This is a genomic window from Sphingomonas sp. UV9 (assembly GCF_004101245.1).
Lineage (GTDB): Bacteria > Pseudomonadota > Alphaproteobacteria > Sphingomonadales > Sphingomonadaceae > Sphingomonas.
Genome location: NZ_SCIN01000001.1, coordinates 32,594 through 46,287 on the forward strand (window position 1 = coordinate 32,594; position 13,694 = coordinate 46,287).

Annotated in this window: 5 protein-coding genes and 2 pseudogenes; 3 read left to right on the forward strand and 4 right to left on the reverse strand. The window is 64.5% G+C overall.

Features of this window, described 5'->3' with window-relative positions; genetic code table 11:
• The first annotated feature begins 136 nt into the window (after positions 1 to 136).
• Positions 137 to 3,835 carry a family 43 glycosylhydrolase gene (locus EQZ23_RS00090; RefSeq protein ID WP_128453485.1) on the forward strand — a complete coding sequence of 1,233 codons (3,699 nt, stop codon included), beginning with the start codon at positions 137 to 139 and terminating at the stop codon, positions 3,833 to 3,835.
• 238 nt (positions 3,836 to 4,073) lie between these two features.
• Here EQZ23_RS00090 and EQZ23_RS00095 read toward each other — a convergent pair whose 3' ends face one another.
• From EQZ23_RS00095 to EQZ23_RS00105, 3 genes are all read right to left on the reverse strand, one after another.
• Positions 4,074 to 5,720: a glycoside hydrolase gene (locus EQZ23_RS00095; RefSeq protein WP_240663068.1), complete on the reverse strand. Its 1,647-nt coding sequence runs from the start codon at positions 5,718 to 5,720 to the stop codon at positions 4,074 to 4,076.
• A gap of 88 nt (positions 5,721 to 5,808) precedes the next feature.
• Positions 5,809 to 8,061: a glycoside hydrolase family 127 protein gene (locus EQZ23_RS00100; RefSeq protein WP_164913342.1), complete on the reverse strand. Its 2,253-nt coding sequence runs from the start codon at positions 8,059 to 8,061 to the stop codon at positions 5,809 to 5,811.
• Between the two features lie 120 nt (positions 8,062 to 8,181).
• Positions 8,182 to 9,498 (reverse strand): sugar MFS transporter, encoded by a 1,317-nt coding sequence (locus EQZ23_RS00105; RefSeq protein WP_206364164.1) that lies wholly within the window; start codon positions 9,496 to 9,498, stop codon positions 8,182 to 8,184.
• 144 nt (positions 9,499 to 9,642) lie between these two features.
• Here EQZ23_RS00105 and EQZ23_RS00110 point away from each other — a divergent pair.
• Together EQZ23_RS00110 and EQZ23_RS00115 are read left to right on the forward strand one after the other, a co-directional pair.
• A pseudogene (locus EQZ23_RS00110) lies at positions 9,643 to 10,782 on the forward strand (aldose epimerase family protein).
• A 34-nt stretch (positions 10,783 to 10,816) separates the two neighbouring features.
• Positions 10,817 to 12,607: pseudogene (locus EQZ23_RS00115) on the forward strand (IlvD/Edd family dehydratase); the annotation flags it as partial.
• Positions 12,608 to 12,640: 33 nt separating this feature from the next.
• Here EQZ23_RS00115 and EQZ23_RS00120 read toward each other — a convergent pair.
• Positions 12,641 to 13,369, reverse strand: a complete 729-nt coding sequence (locus EQZ23_RS00120; protein WP_128452491.1) for a FadR/GntR family transcriptional regulator — start codon at positions 13,367 to 13,369, stop codon at positions 12,641 to 12,643.
• Positions 13,370 to 13,694 lie beyond the last annotated feature (325 nt).

Sequence of the window (13,694 nt, forward strand, 5' to 3'; positions counted from 1 at the left end):
GGCATCGCATCCCTCTGGCGCAGCGTCGTCCGTCGGTGGGCAGGCTGGCCCCGCGAAAGGGCGCACCGACGATCGGCCGCTCCGCGTTGCAGACGGCACGGTCGCGATCCCGAATGTGGGCGGCGGGGTCTCGTCGATGCTCGAAACGCGACCGGCCGCGCATCCACCGACGGTAGGTGTCGCGGCCGATACTGCCGCTGCGGTCGACGCCGTCGTTCGCGCGATCCGGGCCGACCCCGTCTGGAAAGAGCCAATCCGCGGCAACGTCGCACTCCCCGATACCGGGGCGGAACTCGACGGCGTGGCGACGGTGGCCGGATTGGAGACGGTCAAGATACGGTGGCGTTCATCGAACGGCTCGGCCGTATCGGATGCGGACCGGCGTAACGGGAAAGACGTGATCCGAAAGGGCACCGTGACACGCGGTGCGGCAAACGCGCGTGTCAGGCTCGAGGCAATCGTCACTGCAGAGGGATCGTCGCCGGTCACCGTGCCGATTGATCTCACCGTCGCAGCCGCGTCCGCATCGGGCAAAGGCGCGAAGGAGGCCTATCTCTTCGTCTATTTCACGGGGGACTCCGTCGATGGCGAAAAGCTGCGGTTCGCCATATCGGACGGCAACACCGCGTTGCAGTGGAAGGACCTCAACCACGCGAAGCCGGTGTTGGAATCGACATTCGGTACGCGCGGGCTGCGCGATCCCTTCATCATGCGCTCGGCGGAAGGAGATCGATTTTTCCTTCTGGCAACCGATCTTTCGACGGGGCGTACCGGGTGGGGAGGGGCCACCGACCGAGGCAGCAGCTATCTCGAAATATGGGAATCCACCGATCTGGTGCACTGGGGCGAGCAACGCCACGTCAAGGTAAGCGCACCCAAGGCGGGTATGACGTGGGCGCCCGAGGCGAGCTACGATCCGACGATCGGCGCGTACGTGGTGTATTGGACGTCGACCATGTTCAAGGATGCTGCCCGGACCAAGGCTGATGGCAACGGACCGCAGATCCTCATGTCGACGACCCGCGATTTCCGCAGTTTCACCGCACCCGTACCGTGGCTGAAGGCCGCCGACGTTCCCGGCCTCGTCCGAAACAAGGGAATGATCGACGCGACGGTGTTGAAGGACGGCAACGACTATTTCCGCTTCGTCAAAGGGACACAGGCACAGGGCTGCGCATCCGCCGACATCCTCGGCCAGCGCGCGACATCGCTGCGAGCGGCCGGCACCTCAGGCGAATGGTCCGTGATAGCGCGCTGCATCGGGCGGACAGCCGGCACGCCCGAAGTCGAAGGGCCGAGCGCATTCGTCGCGAATCCGGGCGATACTGGCGGATTTCGCTATTATGTGTGGGTCGATAACTACGGCGGCGTCGGCTATATTCCGCTCGGGACGAACTCTCTTTCCGGCGATGTCCGCTGGACGTACCCGAAGACATTTCAGCTGCCGGCCTCGCCCCGCCACGGCTCCGTACTCTCGATCACGGCAAGCGAGCGCGAAGCCCTTGCCGCTCGATGGGGCGTTTCCGATGTGCCCTCCAAGCTCTCCCCGGCATCAGCGATGTCTGAAGACGATGCATCGCGAATGATGGGCGAGGCATGGGTCGTTCCGTCCGTCGTGGCATCCGGCACCAGGTTGCCGGCCCCGGCCGGCGCGCACGTCGTCTGGGCCTCGGACACACCGGGCCTGCGTGACGATGTCCTGACCAACGACGGCGCAGAACCGGTAACGATGCACCTGACCGGGACCATCGTGCAGCCCGCAGGCGGATCGATCGTGAAGCGCTTCAAGGTGCGAATACTCGGGCGCGATATGCGACGCCTGTACGCCTATGCACGGACGCCCACGAGCGCGCACGACGCCAATCAGCCCGTTATTGCGCGCAGCGTGCATCTCGCGCTCGGGGGCGATGGAACTGCGCCGATACCGCTCAACGATAATTATGGCGTAATCTTCGCCAACGGCGAGCACACCGGCGTCGATCACGTGGCGCTGCACGGTATCGTCGATCCGTCCCCGTTCTATTTTGCCGATGGAAGCCTTGGCGTCATCGGGACGCGCGTGCAGATGACAGCCACCGCGGATTCTTCGCAAACGTCCGCCGCCCTCGTCTTCAAGGCCGATCCCGTGACACCCGGGAATTTCATCGAGTTGGGCTTGGTCGATCTGCAGACGACGGGCGGGGTCGTCAAACCCATGGCGGTGTGGGACTCGTCGGCCCGCCGCTACGTCGTGGCGTGGAGGGATCGCGCCAGCGACGCGCGCTGGACGACGGTCGAGGATCTCGCGCGGACGCAAAAGGTCGTCACGTCATTCCATCCTGGAGACGGTGGCCGCGTTTCGCGGGTAGTTTCGACCGGTAACGTGGGCTCGACACGGTCAGGTCTCGTCGCGACGGTCTTCGAGCATGCAGCGGACAGCGCGCGTGCTTACCTTCCCGGCGCCGAGACTGCGATCAGTCTTCCCGTCAGCGGCGAGACCGCGAACGTCCTCACGCATCGGTTCGGCCGCATCGGCAACACGGCCGCGACGGTGGATGCACAAACGATCGTCGCAGGTGATATCGGTGCGGCGAAGCGCGCCCGCGTACGGCTGACGTACTCGGACGGATCGACCGCAACGCGTGGTGTCGACTGGGATGCCAACGACCTTCGGGGTCTCGCTAAGGCTCGCAGTGGCACGCATGCGATCCGGGGAACCGTACGCCTGCCGGTCTACCCGTCGATCTTCGCGTATAATCGGGCGGATCCGACCATTTTTCGCTACGATCATGCCGGCATCAGGCGATATCTGTTCATCGCCACCGACGATACCAACAACGACAATGTCGGATCGGTTCATCTGCCCTTGCGCATGGCCGACAGCATCGCCGCGCTGGCCGATGCCAATGGCGGCAGGAAGCTCGAGGTGGACCTTCTCAATCGCACCACGAGAAAGGACCGCACCGTAGAAGGGCGGGTGATCGCCGGCTGCTATTGGGCACCGGAACTGCACGAGATCGGCGGCCGGCTCAGCATCTTGTTCGCGCCGTGCTTCAATCCAGCCGACGACCAGTCGAGCGAGCGGGGCGATTGGTCCACCGTCGAGGCGCATGTGATGCAGCTTCGGGAAGGTGGAAATCCCGCCAATCCTGCCGACTGGTCTAAACCCGCCGCCGTCCGCAAACTGGATGGCGCACCGCTTGGTCGGGCGGCATTTCCAAAGAACATCAGTCTGGATATGTCCTATTTCGAGGCGGGTGGACAAGGCTATTATACCTGGTCGCAGCGATATCTACCCGCGTCGGCGACGCTCGGAGATCCGTTGACCTGGATCGCCAAAGTCGATCCCGCTCATCCCGCGCGTCTGACGTCGGAACCAAGGCCCATCATCGTTCCCGATCTCTCGTTCGAGGAGAATCTGGCCGAAGGCGCTTTTGCCACCCTCCACGACGGACGCGTGACGCTGGCCTATTCAAGTTCGGGTGTCAGCCCGACCTATGTCGTCGGCGGGGTATGGGCCGACGCGCATGCCGATCTCACCGACATCGACGCTTGGCACAAATACGGCGCGCCGCTTCAAAAGAGCGTGCCGATGCCGCCGGACGTTACGGATTATCGTGCCTATGAACAGGGGCCGGGACATGGCGCGTTTACCACCGATCCGGACGGCACCATGCTGTATGTGTACCATAGCTGGGGCGACGGCGTGGGCGGCAATGGTCGCGACACACGCGTACGCCGTGTTCATTGGGCCACGAGCGGCCGGCCGATCCTCGACATGACGGCCGACGAAGAGGTCGCACCGCAAAATCGAACCGTCACCATGATGGTCACGGTCAAAACTGCACACGAATGAAAGTCTCTCGGAAACGAAACGGATCGTGGTTCCGGTGCTACAACCGTGCTTGTCGCAGCGGGGCCGATGAACGCCGCGGCGGCGGATCGGCCCGTAGCTTTTTCTATCGGGCTGTTCGACAAGGGCGCATTGCCGATCTTCTGGATGGATTTGTCGTTTGATACAGGTCGCGACGATGGCGTGGACGTCCAGAGCGGCACGGCAATGAGCCGACGTCGTCAACCGCCTGCAAGACTGGTCAGCGTTCGCCGTTGCAAGATGCTGTCCCGACTGTCCGAGTGAGTATCACAGTCGCGATCGCGCGTTGCGGTACGGTTGTACCCGGGATGCAGCCGGCAATATGGTTCGCGTCGGTGACGATCATTTGCGTATGCCAGCCCCGCGGGAGGACTAGCGCGCGGGGGTTCAGCCCACCATTGACATGGACCAGCACCATCGTCCTCCCGTCGGGAGAGATTGCGCCCGCCGTGTCGAGATCGTCGACGGAGACCAAACGGTAGCCCGGTTTGATGTAACGGCTGAACTGCGCCATCGCCCAATATTTGCGCGTGAGATAAATCTGATGACGATCGGTGGCGCGCGAACGTAGGTCGGTTTTGACCAGCCCCCAGTTCGATCCGGCGCCGGACGGCGCCGTGGTTTCGACCGCCTGCCAGAAGATCCAGGCGGCGGGTTCCAGCCGCTTCAAGTCGAGCACAACATGCTCTGCGAATGCGAGCGCGGACGGCATGCCTTCGAGATCCTGCGGGTCTTTGTCGAGCGGCGTATCGTTCTCGCTCATCCACAGCCTGATCCCCGAAGCACGTGCGATGTCGCGCACCCCGGTCTGGTTGACCGTGCCGTAGCTGTGGACGTTCAGCTGTCCGATTCGCGCGCGCGTTGCAGCAGGATAGGCAGCCCAATCTTGCAGGAAAAGATGCGAGTTGGTCTCGTCGGGGGCGGCGATTGCCGTCGAGAGACCGCGTGCTTTCAGCGCCGCGTCCGTCGCGTCGATCATCGTGGCCTGGCGCGCGGGGGACCAATGCGATCCTTCCTGTGTGTTCTTCTCGAACCAATAGTCCGTGTTGGGCTCGTTGACGGGTGACAGCGTACGGAACGTGATTCGGTGACGATGCTGGAGCTCGTCGACGACGCGCGCGAGATAGTCGGCGAAGGGCCGCTCGTATCCGGGACGAAGATTGTCGGTGGTGCCCTTTTCGGCGCCGGAGACCCGACCCGAAACGGTCATGAACCAGGGGGGCGAATTGGAGAAGGCCTCGAATATCGGCGTGCGCACGCGTCGACGAACCGCGTCGAGCCACCAGCGCTGGCGCGCGTCCTGCGACCAGTCCCACATCGCGTCGTTGTCCGCGCGCCACCAGTCACGCCCGGTCGTGTTTGCCGGCTGCCGCCAAAAGCCGGGAACCGCGGCCCCCGGGCGGAGATAGGGCGGCGTGCCGGTGGCGTTACCGCCGCCGATATTATACCGCGCGATCGTCCAGCCAAGCCCGCCCTCACCGTAGAACAGGTCGGCAAGTCGCGCGCGATCAGGTTCGGGCCAGCCGCCGGTGACGTCGGCGAACCAGGCAAGCGCGGTGCCCCAGCCTTCGAAGACGGTGGACGGCCGCTCGACCGATGGGCGGATCGTGATTGATACCGTCCGTTCCTGCGCTGCGGCCGACGCTGCTAGGCTTAGGGCGGTCAGCGATAGTATCAGGCGCCTCACGCCGCGCACCGAGGCAGCCAGATACAGACGGCCGGACACCAGATTGGCGATCGCGTGCCGCCTGCGCTGCTGCAGCGCGAATGGCGCGGCGTCGTTCGCGTATCGACTATCTTCTGCTGCGACCACGGGCGTCCCTTCCGGATGCGTCCAAGTCGCGGCGGCGCTGTAGGTAGTCGGCACACTAGGTCCTTCCGGTGTTATTGTTCGATGCTATGCCCTGCTGGCAAAGCCCGACTCTAGCGATCGTCGGCCCGGCTCCGCGCCACGATCATGCGGTAGATAATGCGCCCGCGGCGGCACCGGCGCTCAACATCCGGACTTCGTAAATGTCCACGTCGCCGCGCCGAACCGAAAAGTCGATCTTCGTCGTTCCCTTGCCCTGCTCGCCGGTTCCCGCGATCGGATAATCGACGACGACGAAGCGGTCTTCGCCTGGTCCTTTGCGAGCGTCCACGGCAAGCGGCGTGCCATCGACACGTATCGCGATTTCACGATTGTCGACGTCACCGCCCCAGTAGACGACTTGGAGGACCGCCGGACCGGGTCTGCGCCGCAGCGTCAGGCTCATGGTCTGACCGGCCCGCAGCTTGCGTGCCGAACGGCCATGGAGCTGGACCGTCTCGCTCCTGGTCGCGCTGAAGCCATGGTCGCGTTCGGGCTGCATTTCGCCCAGGTAGGCGATGTCGACGGTGCGTCGCGCAAGACTTTGCCGTTCCGCCTGCGCGCGGACATATCCATCCTTTGCGGCAGCCCAGCCGGCGGTGGTGAAGGTCGGGAGGTAGACCGCGGTCCGCCGATCATATTGCGCGAAGAATGGCGTGAATTCGAGCATGTCGCCAAGCGACGATCGGGCGGTGAATCGATGCTCTCCCGCTTGTGGGTGCAGCGCAGCTGAGGCAAGGCCATCGACGACCAGCGCTGGTCCAAGGCCGTCGAAGGGCTGCGAAGCCGGGCCGAGATCGGCGGCCAGCACCAGTGGGCCGTGCGTGAATGCGATCATCCGCGGATCGTCGGGCGTCGGTTCCGCACGCAACCGCATCGGCATCGCCAGGCGGAGCCGGTCGCCCGGCGTCCAAGTCCGATCGATCACGGCATAGCCGTTGCGGAGCGTCGGTTGCAGCGGCTGGCCATTGAGCGTCAGCGTCGCGCCGACCGACCATTCGGGAATGCGCAATGCGATTGCCTGGCTGGAGCGCGGTGCGCGGCGTACCGTCAAGGTTGCAGCGCCCTCCATCGGCATCGCCGTGTCAAGATCGCAGGCCAGCATGCGATCGGGCCAATCGAGCGCGCTCGGGATATAGAGATTGACGTACAGCGTGTCCGCATCGCTCCAGAAGATCGAGTCGGCATGCTTGGCATGGCTCTCCATCCCCGAACCGACGCAGCACCAGAAGCTTTCTTCCGCGGTCGAATAACTGCGCCGTGCCCCTGCTGAAAGCGGCATGAAGTACACGAACTGGCCGGTGTCGGGTCGCTGATGCGCGAGGATGTGGTTGAGCTGGACACGCTCGTAATAGTCGAACCAGTGCGCATCGGGTTGCCAGGCATAAAGGTGGCGCGTCAACTTCAGCATGTTGTAGCTGTTGCAGGCCTCGCACGTCGCCTCGGTCACGCGTTTCGACAGTGCGTCCGGCGCGCCAAAATGCTCGCGTTCGGAATTGCCGCCGATCACGTAGCTATGATGGTGCGTCACGCGATCGTGAAAGAAGCGCCCCGCGGTCGCCTTGCCGGGATCGCCTGTGAGTTCGTATAGCCGGGCGAGGCCGATCACCTTCGGGATCTGCGTGTTGGCGTGCAACCCCTCCAGACGGTCGTGTTCTGCGGTCAGCGGATCGAGCACCGCCTTGTGCCGGATCTTTTCGGCCATGCGGAGCCAGCGGGTATCGCCCGTCAGCGCATAGGTCTCGGCGTAACTCTCGTTCAATCCGCCATGTTCGGCGCGCAGTACCTGTTGCATCTGCGCATCGGTCAGCGGTTCGAGCACGCCGGCGAGGTATCCTGCCAGGGCGAGCATGATCGGCAAGGCGCGGGGGTTCGCGGCGAGGACGTGCGCGTCGAGCAGGCCGGCGTGCACCTTGTGCCACGTGTAGAGTGGTACCCAGCCGCCGTTGAGATCGAACCCGCCGGTACGGATGTCGCCCCGGCGAACCTCCTCGAAGACGATTTTGCCGTCTATCGTCGTGCCATCGCGATCGACGGTGGTGCCGCCAAGATAGCCGTCGCCGTGCGCGGCCTGGATACGCGCCATTTCGGCTAGAGCATGGTCGAGGGTCGCGGCGACGTCACGGTCACCGGTATTGGCGACGACCAGCGCGCAAGCCGACAGCCAATGACCGAGCGAATGTCCAGCAATGCCCTGCGCCTCCCAACCGGTGTAGGCCGGTTTCGGCGCAGGCAGCGTTGCAGACACATAGAAGTTATGCAGCAGCCGCTCGGGATCGAGCGCCAGCAGGTAGCGGCGGTTGGCTGCGAACGCATCCGCGAACCGAGACGGCTTAAGCCTGACATAGCGTGCGGGCACGGCCGCGACTTTGCCTGCTCGGTTGCTCCCGGACAGGGCAGGGGTCGTTGCACGTGCGGATCCGGGAAGGACAAGAGCGCTCGCCCCTGCCAGCAGTTCGCGTCGGGTCGCTTGCATCGCTCAGCCTTTCGCCGCTTGATCGGGTAGCGGATCGGTGACCTTCGAGCCCCACACCGCGTAGAACAGGATGTAGAGTTCGCAGACCGCGGTGAGCAGGAACGAGATCTGCAGCCCGTAGGTGTCGGCGAGCCAGCCCTGGACGATCACCAGCGCACCACCGGCGATCGCCATGATCAGCAGACCCGAGCCCTCCTCGGTCAGTGGCCCGAGACCGCGGATGCCGAGCGTGAAGATCGTCGGGAACATGATCGAGTGGAACAGCCCGACCGAGATCAGCGCCCACATCGCGACATGGCCGGTGGTGAAGGTCGCGACCAGCATCACGACGAACGCGCCGATGCTCGCCACCGCCAGCACGCGCTCGGCGGGGATGGTGCGCATCACGACGCTGCCGATCAGCCGGCCGACCATCATCCCGCCCCACAGGACGAACAAATAATGCGAGGCCTGCTCGTGCGTCAGGTTGCCGATCTGCGGCTGGCTGACGAAGTTGATGAACAGGTTGGCGACACCGATCTCGGCGATCAGGTAGATGAAGATCGCCGGGATGCCGAGCACGAGGTTGCGGTGCGACCAGAGCGACAGGCCCTTGCGGTCAGCCTTCGCAGAGCGCTGCGTCGCGGCCCCCATCGCCGGCAGCGGGAAACGCGCGATCACGACCGCAAGAACGACCAGCACGGCCGCGACGATCAGATAGGGCAGCACCACCGACTGGGCATCGGCAAGCCGCTCCGCCGGGGTCAGCACCGCGGTCGAGCCGGCGACAGCCGTGCCCGAGGTCGAACGCCCGAGGATCAGATAACCGCCGAACAAAGGCGCGAGCGTGGCCCCCGCCGAGTTGAACGCCTGCACCAGGTTGAGCCGCGCCGACGCGGTCTCGGGCGGGCCGACGACCGCGACATACGGGTTCGCCGCGACCTGCAACAAGGTGATGCCGCTGGCGATCACGAACAGCGCGACCAGCGTCACGCCGTAGCTCGGCAGCCGCGCGGCCGGCACCATCATCAGCGCGCCGACCGCCATCAGGCCGAGCCCGAACACCATCGCGCGCTGATAGCCGACCCGCTCGATCAGCTTGGCCGACGGGATCGAGGCGAAGAAATAGGCGATGAACCACACGCTCTCGATCAGCGTCGTCTGCGTATAGCTGAGGTCGAACACGCTGCGCAGGTGCGGCAGCAGCGTGTTGTTGATGACCGTGATGAAGCCCCACATGAAGAACAGGCTGGCGAGTAGTGTGAGCGCGGAGCGATAACTCGGTGCCCCGGCCCCATGCACGACATCTGCCTCATCGGGCCTTCGCGTCAGTATCGGCATCACCATATCGGTTTATCCTCCTGCCGTGTCGGCGACCGCCTCGACAGTCTTTCACCGCATGGCTTGCCCGTAATTGAATTGTCAGACTATATAGCCAAATAAGGCGCGTCAACGGCGCCACCGCAATTGAGGATGGGAGCCGGGATGCGCGCAACTGGAACAGCAATCGTCGTAACCGCCCTGCTGGCCGCGTTGTCCGCGCAGGCGGCGAACGCGGCAGACGCCAAGCGCGCGCCCTTCGGCAAACTTCCCGATGGCACCGCGATCGAGGCGGTGACCCTGTCGGGCAGTAACGGCGTCAGCGCCCGGATCATGACGCTGGGCGCGACGCTCCAGGCGTTCAACGCGCCGGATCGTAGCGGCAGGACCGCCGACATCACGCTCGGCTATGACGATGCCGCAAGCTACGTCACTGCGCCGAACTTCTGGGGCCAGACGATCGGCCGCTAAGCCAACCGCATCGCCGACGGCAGCTTCACGCTGGACGGCAAGACGTATCAACTGCCGCTCAACGACAAGATCAACACGCTGCACGGCGGCACGACCGGGTTCGACAAGCACGTGTGGAAGATCGTCTCTGTCGCGGACGGCGCACAGGCCAAGGTCGTGATGGCGCTGACCAGTCCGGCAGGCGATCAGGGCTATTTAGGGACATTGTCCGTAAAGGTCACCTACGCGCTTGACGACAAGGGCGCTGCCGATCGACTTCGATGCGACGACCGACGCGCTGACGATCGTTAACCTGACCAACCACGCGCTGTTCGATCTCGTCGGCGAGGGCTCGGCGACCGGGATCTACGGCCAGCGGCTGACGATCCCAGCGCGCCGCTTCACGCCCGTCACCGCGACCTTGATCCCGACCGGCGAACTGAAGCCCGTTGCCGGCACGGTCTTCGACTTCACGAAGGGCCGCGCGCTGTCCGACGGGATCCGCGACGGCCGCGATCCGCAGATCGTCATCGGCCATGGCTGGGATCACAACTTCGTTCTCGACAAGGGGTCGACCGCAGAGCCGGGGCTCGCCGCCCGTGTCGAGGATCCGGCCTCGGGGCGTGTCCTCGAGGTGCTGACCACAGAACCCGGCGTGCAATTCTATTCGGGCAATTTCCTGGACGGCACGCTGGTCGGCAAGTCAGGCCTGTCTACCGGATGGGTGACGGCCTTGCGCTGGAGCCGCAGAAATTACCCGACACGCCAAACCAACCCGCCTTCGCGTCGGCACGCGTCGATCCCTTCAAGCCCTATCACCACCGCATGATTTACCGCGTTTCCGTCGCCCGCTGAAACCGACCCCAGAAAGCCCCTTTCGATGACCGACATGCCCAGGCTCCCCCAGCCGCTTAGAAGCCGTGCGTGGTTCGACAACCCCGAGAATATCGACATGACGGCGCTCTATCTCAAGCGCTATCTGAACTTCGGGTTGAGCCTGGAGGAACTGCGCTCGGGCAAGCCGATCATCGGTATCGCGCAGACCGGCAGCGACCTGAGCCCCTGCAACCGCCACCACCTCGTGCTGGCCGAACGCCTGCGCGAGGGCATCCGTGAAGCGGGCGGCATCGCGCTCGAATTCCCGGTCCACCCGATCCAGGAAACCGGCAAGCGCCCGACCGCCGGGCTCGACCGCAACCTCGCCTATCTGGCGCTGGTCGAGGTGCTCTACGGCTATCCGCTCGACGGTGTCGTGCTGACGATCGGCTGCGACAAGACGACGCCTGCGTGTTTGATGGCGGCGGCGACCGTCAACATCCCGGCGATCGCGCTGTCGGTGGGGCCGATGCTCAACGGCTGGCACAAGGGCCAGCGCACGGGCTCTGGCACGATCGTGTGGAAGGCGCGCGAGCAGCTCGCGACCGGCGCGATCGACGATGAGGGTTTCATCAAGCTCGTCGCCTCGTCCGCGCCATCGACCGGCTATTGCAACACGATGGGCACCGCGACGACGATGAACAGACTGGCCGAGGCGCTCGGCATGCAGCTGCCCGGATCGGCCGCGATCCCCGCGCCGTACCGCGATCGCCAGGAGGTCGCGTACAAGACCGGCAAGCGGATCGTCGACATGGTCGCCGAGGACCTGAAGCCCTCCGACATCCTCACCAAGGAGGCCTTCCACAACGCGATCGTCGTCAATTCGGCGATCGGCGGCTCGACCAACGCGCCGATCCATCTGGCCGCGATCGCGCGCCATATCGGCGTCGACCTGCCGATCGACGATTGGCAGACGCACGGCCACAAGGTGCCGCTGATGGTCAATCTCCAGCCCGCGGGCGAGTATCTCGGCGAGGATTATTATCATGCCGGCGGCGTCCCCGCGGTGGTCGCCGAGCTGATGAAGCAGGGCCTGATCCACGAGGACGCGATGACCGCGAACGGCAAGTCGATCGGCGACAATTGCCGGACCGCGACGATCGAGGACGAACGCGTCATCCGTCCGTTCGCGACGCCGTTGCTGGAGGATGCCGGCCTCATCGTGCTCCGCGGCAACCTGTTCGACAGCGCCATCATGAAGACCAGCGTGATCAGCCCCGAGTTTCGCGCACGCTATCTGTCCAACCCGCACGATCCCGAGGCGTTCGAGGACCCCGCCGTCGTGTTCGACGGGCCGGAGGATTATCACCACCGGATCGATGATCCGTCGCTCGGCATCACCACCGATACGTTGCTGTTCATGCGCGGCGCCGGGCCGATCGGCTATCCGGGTGCCGCGGAGGTCGTGAACATGCGCCCGCCCGCATATCTGATCCGCGAAGGTGTCCACGCCCTGCCCTGCATCGGCGACGGCCGCCAGTCCGGCACCTCCGGCTCGCCGTCGATCCTCAACGCCAGCCCCGAAGCCGCCGCGATGGGCGGCCTCGCACTGATCCGCACCGGCGACCGCGTTCGCATCGATCTCGGCAAGGGATCGGCCAACGTGCTGATCGCCGACGAAGATCTCGCCGAACGCCGCCGCGCGCTGACCGAGGCGGGCGGCTATGCCTATCCGCGCTCGCAGACGCCGTGGCAGGAAATCCAGCGCGCCACCGTCGGCCAGATGGAGACCGGTGCGATCCTCGAAGGCGCCGAGAAGTATCAGCGGATCGCCCAGACGATGGGCCTCCCGCGCGACAATCATTGGGCACAGGCGAGGGGGGGTATCCGCCTTCGTTTATGGGGTAACCCGGCGCGCTTCGATGCCCATCGCATATTCGGTGTCGATTTGGGCTTGATGGATCAGCGCCCGCGTGGCGTCGCGGGCGCCGATCGCGTCGCTATTGGCGATCGCCTCGAACAACGCGCGATGTTCCGGCAACGGGTCGCGCGGGTGTTTTTCATGTCGATATTTGAAAAACGTCGTCCAGCGCACGGCGGCGGCGATGCTCGCCGACAGGCTCACCAGAAGTTCGTTCTCGGTCGCCTGCAGGATCAGGGCATGGAACTGGTAATCCGCCGAACGGCCCAATTCGCTGGTCAGACCATGCTGTGCCATCGTTTCGAGGGCATGGCCCATTCCCGACAATTGCCGCGCAGTACGGCCAGTCGCCGCGAGTTCCGCCGCGGCAGGCTCGACGATTAGGCGTAACTGAAACAGGCTTCGGACGAACGGTAGCGGTGGCTCACCATCGAACATCCATCCGAGCATCTCCGGATCGAGCAAATTCCAATCGTGTCGCTCGCGGACTTTCGTGCCGATTTTCGGCCGACTTTCGACAAGTCCTTTGGCTGAGAGCATGCGGAGCGCTTCACGGATGACGCTGCGCGACACACCAAAACTCTCGGCTAGATCGATTTCTCCCGGTAACAGGCTGCCCGGCTGATGCCGACCGGTGACGATCGCAACACCGATACGCTGGGCCAGCTTGACGTGCGCCGGACGACCTCGTTTCTCAGCAATCATCACCTCTCCACATTCGAGCGAGACTTACGCAGAGCACAAGGTGTGACGCAAGCGCGAGGCGCCCCCGAAAACGTTCCCGAACACTTGCACAATCGAAATCGCTTGGTATTGTCCGACAAAATTCGGAACATGCCGTGATTTCGAAGAAGGGGAGTGTCGTTGCGCCGACTGTCGATCTTGCCTGGCGTAGTTGAGACGGCGTTAGAGGCCACGGTATCCGTGCAGGCAAAGCTGCCCGCCGGTGCGCCCGGAGTTCCGTCCAAGATGCGCTGCAAAGAGTCGCCTGGTATCAATATGTCGCTGGGGAGGTTTCCGACGCTGGAAG